Genomic DNA, 16,664 nt, shown 5'->3' with positions numbered 1-16,664 from the left:
TCTGTTTAATAAATCCATCGATTTGTTATAAAGCGACGAAAGCGTTACTCACCGCAGCACGATATCAACCGGATTGGCCTCGGACCGCCACTGCCCTGCTGTTCCCGGTTTCGGAGTAATAACAGGGGCACTGAGCACGCCGGACCGGTTGGTGCGCCTGTCGCGGAGGATTTCCGTGACCGAGCCCAGGTGGCGGGACAGGTCGATGACGTTCTCGGGCGCCGCCAGGAGCAGCTGGAAGCCAAACTCATGCAGTGCCTTGATGCCCGCGCCGGCGAACTCCTCCGACGCCAGCACGAACGCCTCGTCCATCATCACCGTGCCGTACGTGGTGAAGCCCTGCTCGGCGATGCCCAGCTGGTAGCTCAGTGCCGCGGCCATGATGAACGCGGTGAACCGCTGGCGCTCACCGCCGGACATCGAACCGGTGTCCGCATGCATGAACACCTCTGTCCGTTTGCCGCCCTTCTTCCCAGCCGGCGCGTCCACCTCCCGGTGCTCCTTGCACTGGATGAACAGGTGCCCGCGCACATCCAGCACCTCGGCCCGCCAGCGCCGGTCCTCGGGGGTCTGCGATCCCAGCCGCTTGACCAGCGTCTCCAGCGACTTGTAGCGTGCAGTCAGTTCGGCGTCCTCGTCCTGGCCCGCTTGGGCAGTTTCGGCCTTGGCCGTCTCTGCCTTGGCCGGCCGGGTATGCCGGGTCTTCAGCGCGTTCTGGATGGCGTCCTTGAACTGCTTGGCCGTGGCGGGCAAGGTCTGCTTGATGTCGAGTTCCAGGTAGCTGCCCTCGTGGAAGTTCACCTCGGACAGGATCCCGTTCAGCGGCAGGATCCGGCTGGTGATGGACCGGCGTTCCTCGTCCAGCAGGTGGAGCAGCGTGCTGAAGGACTCATGGGTGCGCTGGTTGAAGAACTGCCGGAACTCGGCCTCCTGCGCGGGCAGCCCGTCATTGATGATCGCGTGGTAGCGGGCCTCGAACTCGCCGACGGCGCCGATGGACGTGCCGTGGTCGGCCGAAATGGCGGTGCCCCAGTCGCGGACGAAGCCTTCGAAGATCCGAGTGAGCCGCTCGGAGGTGGCCTGGGCGCGGGACTCCGCACCGTGCAGCTCGCCGAGCAGCTGGGTTCGCACCCGGCCGGCAAGGTTGTCCAGCTCATGCATTTCGGTGACGTCGCCGAATTCGGCGAAGTACGGCGCCAGCGCCGCGCAGGTGGAGTCCGACGGCGGAGCCTGGTTCAGGCGGGTGCGCGCGGCTTCCAGCATCGCATCGGAGGCGGTGAGCTGCTGGTCCAGCGCCTTGTATTCGCTCTGCAGCACCGCGGCGGCCTCGGTGCTGGACTGGTGTTTCTGGCGCACCGTCTCGATGTTGGCGCGGAGCGGTTCGAGGTCGGCCTGGGCGGCGAGGGCGTCCCTGAGCCGCTGTTCGATGCGGCCAAGTTCGTCAGCGGCGACCGCGGCCGAGACCTGTTCCCATGGGCGGTTGTCCTCGGCCACCCTGCGCAGGGCCTCGAGCTGCCGTGACATTCCTTGGTGCGATTCCTCGCGGCTCTGGGCCAGCTCCGCCGCCTTGGCCAGTTCCTGGCGCAGATCCTCCGCCTGTCCGGCGACGAGTTCCAGCTTGGAGGCGTTGTCGAATCCGAGCACGTAATCCTGCCGGCTGGTGAACCGGTCATCCTTCTCCACGGTGTGCCGGTTGCGTTTGACCACACCGCCGAGGCTCAGGCCCTTGTCCAGCACCGCCAGCTCGTCGGGGTTCTCCACGCACGGATAGGCGAAGTCGAGGGCGATCCGCTCGCGGATCCATTCCCCGGCGTCGGCGTTGATCCCGGTGGTGAGAATGTCCAGCTTGGTCAGCAGGTCGCCGTCGGCCACGTCCTCCACCGCGAGCGCCGCCCCGGCGAGCGGCTTGGACACGTCCACCGCCCGCAAAGCACCGCGGACGGTGTTGCCGTTCAGGTAGCGGGTGACCGCTGCGAAGTGCTCGCCCGGCACCAGCAACGTGGTGGCCAGGTTCCGCAGGGCGCGTTCCGCCGCGGGGCGCCACTGCTCCTGCCCCTCGGCCAGGTCGATCAGCTCGCCGCCGAAAGGCATCTGCTCCTCGGGGATGCCCGTGGCCGCGGCAATCGCCGCCCGGTTTTCAATGCTCGACGGCGGCAGCAGGGACTTGCGCGTCTTCAGCGACACGAGCTCCTGCTCGGCCGCTGCAAGCTCACGCTTCTTCGCAGCGTGTGCGTCGAACGCCTCAAAGCGCAGCTCCTGCAGGGCCGCGGAATCGTCCTTCAGCTCGGCCGAGCGGGCAGCGGCCTGTTCGTGGGCCTGCTCCCAGCCCTCCGCGGTCCATTCGAGGTTCAGGCCGGCGTCCGTGAGCGCCTGCCGGGCAGCTTCCTCGACCTGCTGGCGGAGCTTCAGCCCCACGCGGGCGTTCTCCAGTGACTGCTCGATCGAGGAGATGGCGTTGCCGCCCTGGTTGTTGTACTCCGCCTCCAGCTGCCGGAGCTCCTTGGCCAGGCCGTCACGCACGCCGCGTTCGGCTGCAAGATCCTTGGCCTTGGCCTGGGCGAGCGCCTTGAAACGGGCGAGGGTCTTCTCGTGCACGCTGACAGCGAGCTGCTGGCGGTAGGCCTCGAATTCCTCGCCGGCGAGCTCGCGGAGCCGGTTCGCGTCCAGCAGCGACTGCGCGTACTCCCTGTTCAGGCCGGGGACCGGAGCCAGCTGGTCACGCTGCTGCCGGACGTCCTCCAGGCGCTGCCGGATGGACATGAGGTTGCTGAATTCCTCCACGACGTCGTCCGCCGCGGCCAGCGTGGCCGGAGCGTCCAGCACCTGGTCGCGGAAGAAGGTGTTCACGCTGCCGCCGAGGCCCTTGCCGGCCTGGATGACGCGGAGCAAAGGCAGCGCCTGGTCCGAATTGATGCCCAGAAGCCGGCGGAAGCGCTCCGCGAACGCCTTGTGCACGTCAAAGACCTGGGCGTCCGGGAAGATGTTTTCCAGCGCGGCCCGGGTGAAGCGCTTCTCGGCGATGTCCTCAATGGCGGACAGGTCCAGCGGCCTGTTGTCGATCAGGTAGTACCTGCCGACACTCGATTCCGTACCGTTCTTGGGCAGGTCGAACAGCGCCGACACCGTCACCCTGGTGCCCGCAGCGTTGTCGAACGTCAGGGCGACGGCGGACCAGGTGGCCCCGGGACGCTGGAACGCGCTGGCCGAACCCTCGCCGACGGCCTTGTCCCCCACCTTGCCGCGCATGTACGTAAACGTGGTCCGTTTGTCCTCCACGGCGCCGCCCGAGCGCTGCGCGGCGGCCTCATTGGAGCGCGGCCGGGCGTCGAACACCCGGAGGATGGCGTCGAACAGCGTCGACTTGCCCACGCCCGAGTTGCCCGTCAGCAGCGTGCCATTGCGGTCCACGTGCATCGTGTGCGCCCCGTGGAAGGTGCCCCAGTTGACCACCTGCACCTGGGCCAGGCGCATCTGGCCAGGATTGACGACGTCGCCCAGCGGAAGCATGCTCGCGATAGTCACTTGGCTGCACCTTCTTCCGTTTCGGTGGTTCCGTTCGCCTCCGTGGTGGATGCGGCTTTCGCTACCTCACCAACAAGTTCGTCACCATCCTCGTCTGGGGAAGAGGTCTCGCCGTCGAGTTCCAGCATTGCTTCGGTCCCTGAGGCGTCTGCCGTGGCGGCTATCAGGGCTTCGATTTGGGCAGGGATGTCGCCTATGTTGTCGAACGGGAGGGCCAGGGGCAGGGCGTTGGAGATGGTGTAGACGTCGTCCAGGCCCGTGGTGAGCAGGAGCTGTCGGGCGAGAAGCTTGGTGATTGCCCGGTTAACCACATCCGAGTCGCGCAGGGCGTCCTGCTGGCCGGCTGGCTGGTAGTGGGCCACGAGCTCGGCGATTTCCTCGCGGGTGATCGTGGGGTCCGTCTGGGCGGTGACGTGGCGGTCCAGCAGGAGCCGCAGGCGCAGCAGCACGATCGTTTCCACCCGGCTCAGGGCGCGCTGCTGGCGCAGGATACTGGAGCGGGCACTGCCGCCGATCGCTTCGGGATCGACGGGACGCAGCACTGCAATCTTACGCTCGTGGTCCAGCTGCAGCGTGAGGAACAGCTCCGAGAGCCGGCTGCGCAGGATCAGCTGGTTGTCCAGCAGCGTGGTCCAGAGTTTCCCGTCCCGTCCGCCGTCGACATACGGCCCCTTCAGCAGCTTCACGAGGGCCTGGCGCACCTTCATGGGAAGCACGCCGGTGTCACCGGGGAAGAGCGCCGCACCGTCCACGAACGTGTCGCGGGGGCTGACGCCGGCGAGGGAAGCAGCCGGCGTTGCCGGGGTTTCGCCATGCTCGGCGAACGGAGCGTCCTCGGCCAGCGGCGTCCCGGCGTCCGCTGTCGTAATCTCTTCAGTCATCGCTAGTCCTTCTTGAGCGTGACCACCGGCAGATACGCCTTGCGGGTGGTGCCGTCTATCTGTTCGAAGTCGAGGGTCTCCCAGGCCAGCGCGTCAAAGTCGGCGCCGGTGTGGAGTGCGTGCGAGAGGAGCGCACGGATGGAGTTGATGTGCTGCTCCTCGGGCGGGAGCTGCTCCCACGCCTCGGCGAGGGTGGAGGCGCCGGCCGCCGCGGCGCGGATCGACTCCGGCCTGGCTTTGGCGGTCCGGGGCGAACGGACCCGGTCCGAGTCGCTGAAGGCGATGGGATCGGCCAGTTTGGGCGGGGCAGCGAACTCGTCCGGATCGAAGAGCTTGACCATGGAGAGCGATTCGAAACCGGCGTTGAACAGCACCGGTCCGCGGACCAGGCCCGGACGTTCACGCTCGTAGGGCATGGACCGGATAGCCTGTTCGGCCTCCCGCAGCACCTTGCGGAGCCGCACTGACTGGCGGAAGTCGTCGCTCTGGACGTAGGTGTTCAGGCTTTCGCTGAGCTTGCCGTAGATGCGCTGGATCTGGCTGTGCTGCTGCCGGAGCTCCGCCACCAGGTTTTTCAGCGTCTCGCGGTCTTCCTGCGAAAGGTCGTCCGCGAACTGGCGGCTGAGCACCTCGCCGATGGCCGAGCGGAAGCGCAGCTGCTGCTGCGGGTCCTCGAGGAAGGCGGTGAAGGAACGGAAGGTCCTGCCCTCCGGGCTCTGGCGCAGCCGCTTGTCCGCCTCGAGAACCTGGGCCATGGTGGCGCCCTTGGTCAGTGATTCCTCGATGATCTGGTTCCGGAGCTCGCCCACGAGCTCCTCGATCCGGTCGCGCATTTTCTTGTAGTCCGCGGGCAGGCTGGCGGCCAGGTCCAGGATGTTGCCGGCCGCTTCCACCGCCTGGTCGTCGTCGAGCAGGCCGTCGAAGTCACCGGAGCTGATGTCCTGGATCAGCTGTTGCCGTTCCCCGATCTCCTCCTCCAGCGCTTCCAGCCGGGCGCTCTGGTCCGGGTTGGTCTCGTTGGCGAGCTTCTCCACGTCACCCAGGAGCGTGCCCAGCCGGGAACCGTTGAGCGTGGACCTGTCACTGGAGAGGCTGTCCAGGAAGGCCAGCACGCGGGCCGCCGGCTCGGTGACCTCGTATACGATCTGCCCCGACTGGTTCCGGCGCGTCAGGAACTGCTTGCGCGTCCACTCATCGCCGAAGGACTTTCCGTTGGCATGGCCGCCCAGCCCCGGGTCCTGGCGGCGCAGCTGCTCAAGGAAGGAATCGATGTCGGCATGGAATTCTTCCAGCGGAAGCTGCGGCCGGGCGCGGGTAAAGGATGCCTGCAGGACCGCGATCACCCACGGGGCCGAACGGGTGAGTGCCCACGCGGGCCCCTTGGTGAGGAGCTCGAGGTCCCGGAGCCTTGCGCTGATCGCGTCAGCAGAGGACGTCGCGGACCGGGGCACACACTCTCCTTAGCGGCTGGGGGTTGGTCTGGGCAGCGGAAACCCGAAAACTGCCAACTACAAGGTTAACGCAGAGCCACAAACCGGCCTGTGCCGCGGGTCCCGCGGGTCCGGCAGGCGGGCCGTGTTGACCGTCGGGCAACGTTACTGGTGTGACAGATGAGGTTTTCGCAATCACTCCGTGACCTACGGCGGCGTATTGTCTCGATCCCGTATCAACGCGGCCACAGCATGGCTGAGAGTCTGGAGGAAGCTTCGTCCCTGGCCCTAATCTCAAGCTACTGATCCATCCGCAGCAACGGCGCAGGGGGAAGCATGCAGTTCGACTTGAGTGCAGTGGAGACGGCCACCTTGGTGTTCATCGGAACGCTGATGTTTGCCCTGGTGCTTGTCTTGTTCGTGGCGGTGGCGGCATTCGCCGCGCTCGTCCTGGTGGGCGTGGGGAGGCTGGCCTGGCTGGCCATCGCCGCGGCGCTGCTCAGGACCGTCCACGGGATCAACCACGCCTGGGACAGGCTGGTGCACCACGCCGCTGCAGTCGAGTTTCCCGCGGAACTTCAGGGGCAGCCTTCCCCTAGCACCGGAACCTACCCGCGGGTAGCATTGAGGGACAGCTGAAGGGTTCTCCACCCGCGGCGGACCCAGGGCTTTGAGCCGGTCATCCGGTCAGAGGAGATGCCCCGTGAGCTCCGCCACCGACAGCCAGGCGGCTGAACGCCAGGTTCCCGACAGCACGGCTGGAAACAGCACAGCAACGGACGGCACCGGCGCCGTTCCGCCCGTGGACAGCCCCGCATCGGAAACACCCGTTACGCCCGAGAAGATCGGTGCAGGCGCGTCCGCGGAGGACGCCCGCGCCATTGCCGAGGCAGCACGCGAAACCGAGTGGACCAGGCCCAGCTTCGCCAAAGGCCTCTATCTCGGCAGCTTTGACCTCGGCCTCATCCATCCCTGGCCCGCCGCCAAACCCAATGACGTGGAACGCGGCGAGGCCTTCATGGCGCGGCTGACAGAATACTGCCGCACCATGTCGGGCCGGACGATCGAACGCGACGCGAAGATCCCCGACGAATACCTGCGCGGCCTGGCGGAGCTGGGCGTGTTCGGCATGAAGATTCCGCAGGAGTACGGCGGCCTGGGCCTGTCCCTCGTTTACTACGGCCGGGCGCTGGCGCTGCTGGGATCCGTGCACCCCAGCCTGGGCGCCCTGCTTTCCGCCCACCAGTCCATCGGCGTGCCGGAACCGGTGAAGGTGTTCGGCACCCCCCAGCAAAAACGCACGTACCTGCCGCGCTGCGCGGCGGGGGCCGTCACCGCGTTCCTGCTCACCGAGCCCGACGTCGGCAGCGACCCCGCGCGAATGGGCAGCACCGCAGTTCCCAGTGCCGACGGCGAGTCGTACGTTCTGGACGGCGTCAAACTCTGGACCACCAACGGCGTCATCGCCGAGCTCGTGGTGGTAATGGCTGTGGTGCCGCGCCACATCGATTCGGCGGGCGCCGTGCACAAGGGCGGAATAACAGCCTTCGTCGTGGAAATGGACTCCCCCGGAATCACTGTCGAGAACCGCAACACCTTCATGGGACTGCGGGGCATTGAGAATGGAGTGACCCGCTTCCACAAGGTCCGGGTGCCGGCCGCCAACAGGCTGGGCCGGGAAGGCCAGGGCCTGAAGATTGCCCTCACCACACTGAACACCGGCAGGCTCTCGCTGCCCGCGCTGTGCGTGGCAACGGGCCGGTGGAGCCTCAAGATTGCCCGCGAATGGTCCAATGCGCGCACCCAGTGGGGCCGCCCGGTGGGCAAGCACGAGGCCGTGGGCAAGAAGATCGCGTTCATCGCCGCCACCGCGTTCGCCCTCGACGCCGTGTTCGAGCTGTCCGCGGAAATGGCCGACGCCGGGCAGAAGGACGTTCGCATCGAGGCCGCCCTGGCCAAACCGTGGTCCACCGAGATCAGCTATCGGATCGCCGATGAACTTGTGCAGATCCGGGGCGGGCGCGGCTTCGAAACGGCCGAATCCCTCGAGGCCCGCGGCGAGCGTGCCGTCCCCGCCGAACAGCAGCTGCGCGACCTGCGGATCAACCGCATCTTCGAGGGCTCGTCGGAAATCATGCGGTTGCTGATAGCCCGTGAGGCCGTGGATGCTCACCTCGCCGCGGCCGGGGACCTGGCCTCCGCCGAGGCGAGCCTTTCGGACAAGGCACGGGCCGCCGTCGGAGCCTCCGGCTTCTACGCAAAGTGGCTGCCCAAGCTGGTGGCGGGCGCCGGCATGGATCCGCGGTCGTACAGTGAGTTCGGCCGGCTCGCCAAGCACCTCCGCTTCGTGGAGCGCTCCTCCCGCCGGCTCGCCCGGCAGACGTTCTACGGCATGGGCCGCTGGCAGGCCCGCCTGGAGCACAAACAGGCCTTCCTGGGACGGATCGTCGATATTGGAGCGGAACTCTTCGCGATGGCCGCCAGCTGCTCGCGCGCCGAAATGCTGCTCCGGACCGCTCCTGAGCGGGGCGCCACGGCCTTTGAACTGGCCGACGCCTTCTGTGAGCAGGCACGCGTCCGGGTGGACGAATACTTCGACCAGCTGTGGCGGAATACCGACGACGGCGACCGCGACCTCGCGCGCAAGGTGCTTGCCGGAGACTACCAATGGCTGGAGGCCGGGGTGCTGGACCAGTCCGAAGGAACCGGTCCCTGGATCGCCGACGCGACAGCCCGGGAATCGACCCGGGAGAACCTGCACCGCGGCTACCGCTGACGCCCAGCGGAAGCCTCCGCACCACCCAAGACCGCCTCTGACAAGGGAAGACGCGCCCAAACCAAGATACTAAGCATCCTTGCTAATGCCCATTGAACGGAGTTAGCTAGAAATGAGGCCAGTGCCTTGGCCTCGGCATTGCGTTGCCCGGCTCAGGTCCCTGAGCCCGGGTCCGTTCAATGAAAGCGAGTTCGCTGATGAGCAGCACAATCGGTTCCGGGGACAGACGCCCCCGGCACACGTCCTCTGAATCAGGCACGTCCGAACCGATCAGGCCTGAGTCCAACCGGCCCGAACACAGCGCGGCTGAGCCCTACCCTGCTGGTCATGGCACCCCGGAGCGCAGTAGGGCAGACGCTCCCACGGAGGCCACTCCTGTCTACGACGCCACCGAGTCCCGGCGCTCGGCAGCCGGCAACAGCCCTGCCGACGCGGCGGACACGCACACCCGGGCCCTCAACACCACCGGCCCGGACGCCCCATACGCGGAACGCCACTACACACCGGACACCGAACCGGACGGCACCCCGGACAGGTCTCGTTCCGACGACCCTGCCTTTGCCACCCGGGAAATGGCTGTGGCGCGCGAAAAGGAGGCGTTCGGCGGCATCAAAATCGGTTCGGCGTTCTTTGGCTGGCTGGCCGCCACAGGCATGGCCGTCCTGCTGACCGCCCTGGTCGCTGCGGCCGGAACCGCCGTGGGGCTTGCGACGAACACTGACGTGAATGCCGCTGTGGGCCAGGCCGCGTCGAACCAGACGGTGGGCATTGTGGGCATCATCGTCCTGCTGGTCATCCTCTTTGCTTCCTACTACAGCGGCGGCTATGTCGCCGGCAGGATGGCCAGGTTCAATGGCGCGAAGCAGGGGTTCATGGTATGGATCTGGGCCGCGATTGCCGCTGTGCTGGTGGCCGTGCTCGGCATGATCGCGGGAGAGCAGTTCAATATCCTGGCGCAGCTGAACAGCTTCCCGCGGATTCCGGTCAACGAAGGCCAGGTGACCACCACAGGCATCATCGCCGCCGTCGTGGTCGCTCTGGTGGCACTGGTGGGCGCCGTCCTGGGCGGGATGGCCGGCATGCACTTCCACCGCAAGGTGGACCGTGCCGGATTTACCCCTACGGCAGATTACGAGGAGCGCTGAGCAGCGGGCAGAACTGAAGGGCGAGGAGAACCGGCCCACGGCAGGGCGATCACAGCTTCCGCTACCGGTGAAGTGCGACGGCGTCCACGTAATACCAGCGCCGGTCCACCCTGAGGAAGCGGCTGGTTTCATGATGGACACCGCGCTCGCCGTCATGACGGAAGTAAGCCTTGAACTCCACCACGCCTTCCGTGTCCAGCGGGCCGCCGCGTTGGAGGGACACGATGTCCAGCCGCCGCCATTGCAGGCCCGGATCGAATTCCAGCTCCCCGGGCCGGGTGCTGGGGTGCCATGTTTTCAGGAGGTAGCCGGCATCAAGCAGGACGAATGCGGAGTACCGGGAACGCATCAGCTGCTCCGCAGTGGCAGCCTCCGCCCCACCGCCGTGGAACCGGCCGCAGCAGTCCGAATACTGCTCGCCGGACAGGCACGGGCAGTTACCGGAAAAGGATTCTGGCTCGGTCATGGCACCCCTTGGAGTCTTGGCGTCGCTTGCTGCAACAGCCTATCCGCGCCAGCGCACTGCGGCGTCCTATAACAGCTTCGAAACAACAGTTGCCGCTACTTGTCATGCGGGCATGTCGGCAGTAAATAGTCCGTAAGGTGGTTAGGGGCTGTTTTCCGGCGTAATCACTTGTGGATTGAACGCCGAAAAGTAAGGAGGGTGAAGTGGAAGATCCGACAACGATTGCACTGAACCTGACCTTTTTTGGCACCCTGGCTGTTGCTTTCCTCATGTTCCTCGGCCTGTGCGTGAGCGTCATGCTCACCCTGGTGATTGCGGGACTCGGACGCCTTGTGGTGCTGATCGTGATGGCGCTGTTCGGCCGTCTTCCCAGGAACGAAACCGTCGAGATCGTGCGGCTGGCCGCCGACGGCAGTCCGCTGCCCCCTGAGGCAGAAACGGTGCCCGCAAAGGCCAAGGCCGCCAAGGTGCGCCCGGTCCGCGAGCCCCGAAAACCGGTCAACTGGAAGAAACTGCGGACCCGCGCCGGCCTCCAGGAGGCGCTCCGCAACGCCGTCGCCCACCACCCCCTGGTCACGGCCGCCCGTCCGGTGCCGCCCGTCCCCGCTAAGGACTGGGCCGACGCCGTGGCTGCCGCCGACGCCCGCGCGGTGGCGCGTGCCCGGGCTGCCGCGCCCGAAGTCAAAGTCACGGTGCGGGACTTGCCGCCCCCTGATGTGGCCGCGGCCAGCGTGACGCAGGTGGCGCCGCTCGTGGAATCGGCCCTGCGCCACGACGCCGTACCGGCCGAAGCGGCCGGCTCGGGCAACACCGGCAAGGGCAACGCCAGCAAGGGCGAAACCGTCCGGTCCGCCCTGGCGCTGTCCGCGCAGCCGCCACGGCCAGCCCGGAAGCCTGCCGTTGCCGCACACGCAGCTGTCCTGGACACGGGTTCCATGACGTCGCTCGCACAGCACCCGGACGTCCGCACCCGCGCCTGACCCTTACCCTGAGCAACCATCTCCGCTAGCGTGAAGCCCATGGAATTCAGATACCTCGGAAACAGCGGCTTCAAGATCTCAGAAATCACGTTCGGCAACTGGCTCACGCATGGCTCCCAGGTGGAGAACGACGTCGCCACCCAGTGCGTGCGGGCGGCATTGGACGCCGGCATCAGCACGTTCGACACGGCTGACGTGTACGCCAACACCGCGGCGGAAACTGTCCTGGGCGAAGCGCTCAAGGGCGAACGCCGGCAGTCGGTTGAAATCTTCACGAAGGTGTTCGGTCCCACTGGCCCCAAAGGCAAGAACGACGTGGGCCTGTCGCGCAAGCACATCATGGAATCCATTGACGGTTCCCTCAGCCGGCTGCAGACGGACTACGTGGACCTGTACCAGGCGCACCGCTACGACTACGAAACGCCGCTTGAGGAAACCATGCAGGCGTTCGCGGATATCGTCCGGCAGGGAAAGGCCCTGTACATCGGCGTCAGCGAGTGGACCGCCGAGCAGCTGCGCAACGGCCATGCCCTGGCCAAGGAACTGGGCTTCCAGCTGATCTCCAACCAGCCGCAGTACTCCATGCTGTGGCGGGTCATCGAGGAGGAAGTGGTCCCGGCGTCCGAGGAGCTGGGTGTTTCCCAGATCGTCTGGTCCCCGATGGCGCAGGGCGTGCTGAGCGGCAAGTACCTGCCCGGCCAGCCCCTCCCGGAGGGCAGCCGGGCCACCGACGACAAGGGCGGCGCCAAGATGATCCAGCGCTGGATGCGGGACGACGTCCTCGCCGCCGTGCAGGAGCTGCGGCCCGTGGCCGAGGAAGCCGGCCTGACCATGCCGCAGCTGGCCGTGGCCTGGGTACTGCAGAACCCGAACGTAGCATCGGCGATCGTCGGCGCCTCCCGGCCCGAACAGGTGGCCGACAGCGCCGCGGCCGCCGGTGTCCGCCTCGAACCGGACGTCCTGAAGAAGATCGACGCCGCCGTCGGAGCCCTCGCTGAACGGGACCCGGCCCAGACCAAGTCCCCCGCAACGCGCGAGGCTTAGGAGCATATGAGCGATCTTCCAGACCTTGCCATCACCGGCTCCACCGGGGTCCTGGGCGGGATGGTGGCCCGGCAGCTGGCCGACGCCGGGTTCTCCCAGCGTCTGCTGGTGCGTGATACCCGCCGGGCGCCGGACCTGACGGATGCCCCGGCGGCGACGGTCAGCTACGGGGACCCGGTGCTCTCACGGCCGGCCCTGGAAGGGGTCAAGGTGCTGTTCATGGTGTCAGCGGCAGAAGCGGAGGACCGGCTGCAGCAGCATTACGCCTTCGTGGACGCCGCGGCGGAGGCCGGCGTCCAGCACATCGTGTACACGTCCTTCTTCGGGGCGGCGCCCGACTGCACCTTCACGCTGCCGAGACCACTACGCCACCGAGGAGCGGATCAGGGCCTCCGGGATGGATTTCACGTTCCTGCGGGACAACTTCTACCTGGATTTCCTGCCCATGCTGGCGGGAGAAGACGGCGTCATCCGGGGTCCGGCCGGCGACGGCGTGATGGCCGCCGTCGCCCGGGAGGACATTGCCCGTGCCGCCCTGGCCGTGCTGCGCGACCCCGCCGTCCACGCCGGGGCCACCTATGACCTGACCGGCCCGGAGGACATCTCACTGGCGCACGCCGCCGAGGTGCTCACCCGCTCCACCGGCCGGACAGTCACGTACCACCACGAAACCGTTGAGGAGGCGTTCGCTTCCCGCGCGTCCTACGGCGCGCCGGCATGGCAGGTGGAGGCGTGGGTCAGCACCTACACGGCGATTGCCGCGGGCGAGCTGGCCGGGGCGACGTCGGACGTGCACGGGCTCACCGGGCAGGACCCGATGGCACTCGAGGAACTGGTGAAACTGCCGCAGCTGTAGCGGGCGGTTGACGGCCAAATGTGTGCGGCGTAAACCTGTGAGGAGGAGCACGCCCAACAGCAGCTGCACCCTGGCAGCATCCCGCAACGCCAGACAAAACCGCAGCACCGAGCAGAATCGCAAGGCCATGTCCAAGCTGATCTACCGACGCCGACCATCCGCCCGCCCCGTACCGCAGTCCGGTTTGACACCCCATTCCGGTGAACCCACCCACGGTCCCCTTACCAGGGAGGAACTGCAGCTCGCCGTACGGAACCACTCGATGCCGCTCGAGGCCCTGCGCGAGGACGTCACCCCGCCGGGGCTGCATTATGTGCTGACGCACTTCGATATTCCGCAGGTCAGCGGCGCGTGGCACCTGCGGATCGGCGGGGCTGTGGAGCGGGCGATGGAACTGAGTCTCGCGGCGCTGAAGCGCGACCCGGCCATCAGCGTCCAGGTGACCATGGAGTGCGCGGGCAACGGGCGTTCACTGCTGAGGCCGCGGCCGCTCAGCCAGCCCTGGACGCTGGAGGGCGTGGGAACGGCGGTGTGGACCGGTGTGCCGCTGGCATACCTGCTGGGCCAGGCCGGGGTCGAGCCCGAAGCCGTCGAGGTGGTGTTCACGGGCCTCGACGCCGGAATCCAGGGCGGCGTCCGGCAGCAGTACGCGCGCAGCCTGCCGATTTCGGAGGCGTCCCGGGCCGACGTCGTCCTTGCTTACAAGATGAACGGCAACGAACTGCCGCCGCAGCATGGCTATCCGCTGCGGCTGGTGGTCCCCGGGTGGTACGGCATGGCCAGCGTCAAGTGGCTGCAGTCCATCCAGGTGGTCACGACGCCGTTCACCGGCTTCCAGCAGTCGGTCGCCTACCGCTACCAGCACAACGCGGACGACGCCGGCACTCCGGTTTCGCGGATCAGGGTCCGGTCGCTGATGGTTCCGCCTGGCATCCCTGACTTCTTCACCCGCCGCAGGTACCTGCCGCGGGGGCCGGTCATGCTGCAGGGCCGGGCGTGGTCCGGTGAGGGCGCCGTGACAAAGGTGGAGGTCGGCATCGACGGCAAGTGGGTCCCGGCCCAGCTGGACAAGCCTGCCGGTGCCTTTGCGTGGCGCGGCTGGAGCCTGCCCTGGGTGGCAGACCCCGGCCACCACGAGTTGGCCTGCCGGGCCACCGACGCCACCGGCGCCGTGCAGCCGCTGGGGCAGCACTGGAATTACCAGGGCATGGGCAACAACACGGTGCAGCGGATCCGGGTCATCGTCGAGTAAGTGTGCTCAGCACCCCTCGTAATCGCTGAGCACGGTCAGCTTTCCGGCCGACGCCGACTCGGGGTCGAAGGTGTAACCCACCCATTCCCGCGCGAGCCTGCGTGCCAGCTCCAGCCCGACCACCCGCTGCCCCATGGTGAGGACCTGGCAGTTGTTGGACAGCACGGACCGCTCCACCGAGAAGGAGTCGTGGGCTGTGGCTGCCCGCACGCCCGCCACCTTGTTGGCGGCGATCGCCACGCCGATCCCGGTCCCGCAGAACAGGATGGCCCGGTCCGCGTGCCCGTCCCGGATCATTTCCCCTGCAGTGATGCCGACATGGGGATATGGCTTGCTGAACTCGTCCGGCTCGTCGGTGCGGTTGACCCCGACATCGATCACCTCCGCAACCCGGGCATCGGCATGGAGATCCTCCAGGATGCGGTCCTTGTAGTCGACACCGGCCTCGTCGGCGCCGGCGATGATCCGCAGTACGGGGCGGCCTGCTGCGGCGGTCATACCGCGGCCCCCGCTTCGGTGCGCGCAGCGGGCACGGCCGCTTCGCTGGCCAGGTGCTTGCCCAGGACGGTGAAGACCATGGCCAGGGACGTGGCACCCGGATCAGCAGTGCCCAGGCTCTTCTCCGCGAGCGGACGGGCGCGGCCCTTCAGCGGGCGCAGTGTGGCGGTGGCAGCGGCGGCTGCCGTCGAAGCGGCAGCGGCTTCCTCCCAGGCCGCCTCGGCCCCGGCGCCTTCCCCGGCCCGGCGGGCCAGGGTTTCGGCGAACGGAAGCAGCGCATCCACCATGGTCTTGTCCCCAAGCTCGGCCTTGCCAAGGCCGGTGATGCGGCCGGCAAACGCGGTCACGGCTGCCGATAGATCGGCGGCTCCCGGAACCTCGCTGTTGCCCAGCGACTCGCCGAGGGCACGCAGGCCGGCACCCCAGAGGACTCCCGACGTGCCGCCCGCGCGGTCCGCCCAGGCATCCCCGGCGGCGGCCAGGACGTCTCCCGCACCGGCACCCCGGGCGAGGGCGTCCGCGGCGGCGGCCACGGCTGCGTCGACGCCCCTGACCATGCCGCGTCCGTGGTCGCCGTCGCCCGCGATCGCATCCATGTCGCCCAGCCGCGGCTCCTCCGCATGCAGGAGATCACGCGCCGACTCCAGTGCGGCGACGCACGCGGCTGCATACCCGCGGGAGGAAGCGGTGGCGGTGAAGGCGACGGCGGTGCTGTCGTCGTCGGCCGCCTCGGAGGCGAGGATGCTGCCCGACTGTGCCGCGGTGATTCCGCGGCGGTACGCCGGCGTTTCCGCCGGCGCGGCCCAGAGCGGCTCCAGTTCATCATCCAGCCAGGTGACCGTGAGGGACACGCCGGCCATGTCCAGACTGGTGACCAGCTCGCCCACTTCCGGCAGCACCAGGGTGTAGCCGGCGTCGCGGAGCAGCGGTGCAACGGTCCCCCACAGCACGAACAGTTCCTCATGCTTGGTGGAGCCCAGTCCGTTGAGGATCACCGCGATCCGCTGCCCTGCCCCGTCCGGGGTTTCGGCCAGCACACGGGTGACCAGCTCGCGGCCCAGGTCCGCGGCCGGCGGAAGGTCCGTGTCGAAGAGGCCGGGCTCGCCGTGGATCCCCAGGCCCAGCCCCATCTGCCCTTCAGTCAGTGAGAAGAGCGGTGCATCGGCGCCGGGGAAGGTGCAGCCGGCAAAGGCGCTGCCGATGGTCCGGGTGAGGCTGTTGGCCTTGCGGCCCAGGCGGACAACCTCGGCCAGGTCTGCCCCGGCTTCCGCGGCTGCCCCCATGACCTTGAAGACCGTGAAGTCCCCGGCAATGCCGCGGCGCTTGGACGCTTCCGACGGCGGGGCGCTGGCGACGTCGTCCGTCACCAGGACGTTCTCGACGGCGATGCCCTCGGCGGCCAGCCGCTCGCTGGCCATGCCGAAGTTCATCACGTCGCCGGCGTAGTTGCCGTAGGTGAACACCACGCCGGCGCCGCTGTCCGCGGCCTTGGCCACGGCGTAGGCCTGCTGCGCGGAGGGTGACGTGAAGATGTTCCCCACCACCGCGCCGTCGGCAAAGCCGGGGCCGATGAGCCCGGCGAAGGCCGGGTAGTGGCCTGACCCGCCGCCGGCGAGAACCGCCACCTTCGGGGCCGCCGGCCGGTGGCGGCGCACGGCGCCGCCGGGAACCTGGCGGACCAGTCCGGAGTGAAGATCGCAGAAGCCGGCAAGGGCTTCCTCGGCGAAGTCCGCTGGATTGTTGAAGATTCTGGTCATGGCTGGCTCTCTGTGCGGCGGGGCGGCGGGATTGGCATGCTGCTGGGCGGTCGGGAG

The 16,664-nt window shown here is 67.8% G+C and carries 12 protein-coding genes and 1 pseudogene; 7 read left to right on the top strand and 6 right to left on the bottom strand.

The annotated features are described in order from the left end of the window. Nucleotides 1-48 precede the first annotated feature (48 nt). From BWQ92_RS11445 to BWQ92_RS11435, 3 genes are read right to left on the bottom strand one after another with little or no spacing between them, the layout of a single operon-like run. Entirely contained in the window at nt 49-3,522 is a 3,474-nt protein-coding gene (locus tag BWQ92_RS11445) for an ATP-binding protein (protein WP_076799638.1), read from the bottom strand. Next, nucleotides 3,519-4,403 carry a DUF4194 domain-containing protein gene (locus BWQ92_RS11440; protein ID WP_076799637.1) on the bottom strand — a complete coding sequence of 295 codons (885 nt, stop codon included), beginning with the start codon at nt 4,401-4,403 and terminating at the stop codon, nt 3,519-3,521. The genes BWQ92_RS11445 and BWQ92_RS11440 overlap by 4 nt, the downstream gene beginning before the upstream one ends. Nucleotides 4,404-4,405: 2 nt before the next feature. Next, the gene (locus BWQ92_RS11435) at nt 4,406-5,854 is read right to left on the bottom strand and encodes a DUF3375 family protein (protein WP_076799633.1); all 1,449 of its coding nucleotides are present in this window, start codon (nt 5,852-5,854) and stop codon (nt 4,406-4,408) included. Between the two features lie 315 nt (nt 5,855-6,169). Between BWQ92_RS11435 and BWQ92_RS11430 the strand changes: the two genes are divergently transcribed. The 3 genes from BWQ92_RS11430 to BWQ92_RS11420 all read left to right on the top strand — a co-directional run bounded on the left by BWQ92_RS11430 (nt 6,170) and on the right by BWQ92_RS11420 (nt 9,754). Further along, nucleotides 6,170-6,472, top strand: coding sequence for a hypothetical protein (locus tag BWQ92_RS11430; protein ID WP_076799632.1), 303 nt, complete (start codon nt 6,170-6,172; stop codon nt 6,470-6,472). Nucleotides 6,473-6,635: 163 nt separating this feature from the next. After that, nucleotides 6,636-8,609, top strand: coding sequence for an acyl-CoA dehydrogenase family protein (locus tag BWQ92_RS11425; RefSeq protein ID WP_076803670.1), 1,974 nt, complete (start codon nt 6,636-6,638; stop codon nt 8,607-8,609). A gap of 197 nt (nt 8,610-8,806) precedes the next feature. Then, nucleotides 8,807-9,754: a TIGR04086 family membrane protein gene (locus BWQ92_RS11420; RefSeq protein WP_076799631.1), complete on the top strand. Its 948-nt coding sequence runs from the start codon at nt 8,807-8,809 to the stop codon at nt 9,752-9,754. Nucleotides 9,755-9,815: 61 nt separating this feature from the next. On the opposite strand, the gene BWQ92_RS11415 is transcribed toward BWQ92_RS11420, so the two are convergent. Beyond that, entirely contained in the window at nt 9,816-10,220 is a 405-nt protein-coding gene (locus BWQ92_RS11415; protein WP_076799630.1) for a YchJ family protein, read from the bottom strand. A gap of 203 nt (nt 10,221-10,423) precedes the next feature. Between BWQ92_RS11415 and BWQ92_RS11410 the strand changes: the two genes are divergently transcribed. From BWQ92_RS11410 to BWQ92_RS11395, 4 genes and pseudogenes are all read left to right on the top strand, one after another. Beyond that, the gene (locus tag BWQ92_RS11410; protein WP_076799629.1) at nt 10,424-11,200 is read left to right on the top strand and encodes a hypothetical protein; all 777 of its coding nucleotides are present in this window, start codon (nt 10,424-10,426) and stop codon (nt 11,198-11,200) included. 39 nt (nt 11,201-11,239) lie between these two features. Further along, nucleotides 11,240-12,244, top strand: a complete 1,005-nt coding sequence (locus BWQ92_RS11405) for an aldo/keto reductase family protein (protein WP_076799628.1) — start codon at nt 11,240-11,242, stop codon at nt 12,242-12,244. 6 nt (nt 12,245-12,250) lie between these two features. Beyond that, nucleotides 12,251-13,100 (top strand): annotated as a pseudogene (locus BWQ92_RS11400) (SDR family oxidoreductase). 127 nt (nt 13,101-13,227) lie between these two features. Beyond that, nucleotides 13,228-14,352, top strand: a complete 1,125-nt coding sequence (locus BWQ92_RS11395; protein WP_076799623.1) for a sulfite oxidase — start codon at nt 13,228-13,230, stop codon at nt 14,350-14,352. A 6-nt stretch (nt 14,353-14,358) separates the two neighbouring features. Here BWQ92_RS11395 and BWQ92_RS11390 read toward each other — a convergent pair whose 3' ends face one another. Together BWQ92_RS11390 and BWQ92_RS11385 are read right to left on the bottom strand one after the other, a co-directional pair. After that, nucleotides 14,359-14,850 carry a ribose-5-phosphate isomerase gene (locus tag BWQ92_RS11390; RefSeq protein WP_076799622.1) on the bottom strand — a complete coding sequence of 164 codons (492 nt, stop codon included), beginning with the start codon at nt 14,848-14,850 and terminating at the stop codon, nt 14,359-14,361. Then, nucleotides 14,847-16,607, bottom strand: coding sequence for a dihydroxyacetone kinase family protein (locus BWQ92_RS11385; RefSeq protein ID WP_076799620.1), 1,761 nt, complete (start codon nt 16,605-16,607; stop codon nt 14,847-14,849). Before BWQ92_RS11385 ends, BWQ92_RS11390 begins: the two co-directional genes overlap by 4 nt. Between the last annotated feature and the right edge of the window lie 57 nt (nt 16,608-16,664).

Source organism: Arthrobacter sp. QXT-31 (genome assembly GCF_001969265.1).
In the GTDB taxonomy this organism is placed as follows: domain Bacteria; phylum Actinomycetota; class Actinomycetes; order Actinomycetales; family Micrococcaceae; genus Arthrobacter.
This window is presented reverse-complemented; position numbering and strand designations above follow the sequence as displayed.

Coding starts and splice junctions, on each gene's coding strand:
- BWQ92_RS11385 (WP_076799620.1), bottom strand. CDS start 16,607: ATGACCAGAATCTTCAACAATCCAGCGGACTTCGCCGAGGAAGCCCTT.
- BWQ92_RS11430 (WP_076799632.1), top strand. CDS start 6,170: ATGCAGTTCGACTTGAGTGCAGTGGAGACGGCCACCTTGGTGTTCATC.
- BWQ92_RS11440 (WP_076799637.1), bottom strand. CDS start 4,403: ATGACTGAAGAGATTACGACAGCGGACGCCGGGACGCCGCTGGCCGAG.
- BWQ92_RS11395 (WP_076799623.1), top strand. CDS start 13,228: ATGTCCAAGCTGATCTACCGACGCCGACCATCCGCCCGCCCCGTACCG.
- BWQ92_RS11420 (WP_076799631.1), top strand. CDS start 8,807: ATGAGCAGCACAATCGGTTCCGGGGACAGACGCCCCCGGCACACGTCC.
- BWQ92_RS11405 (WP_076799628.1), top strand. CDS start 11,240: ATGGAATTCAGATACCTCGGAAACAGCGGCTTCAAGATCTCAGAAATC.
- BWQ92_RS11415 (WP_076799630.1), bottom strand. CDS start 10,220: ATGACCGAGCCAGAATCCTTTTCCGGTAACTGCCCGTGCCTGTCCGGC.
- BWQ92_RS11390 (WP_076799622.1), bottom strand. CDS start 14,850: ATGACCGCCGCAGCAGGCCGCCCCGTACTGCGGATCATCGCCGGCGCC.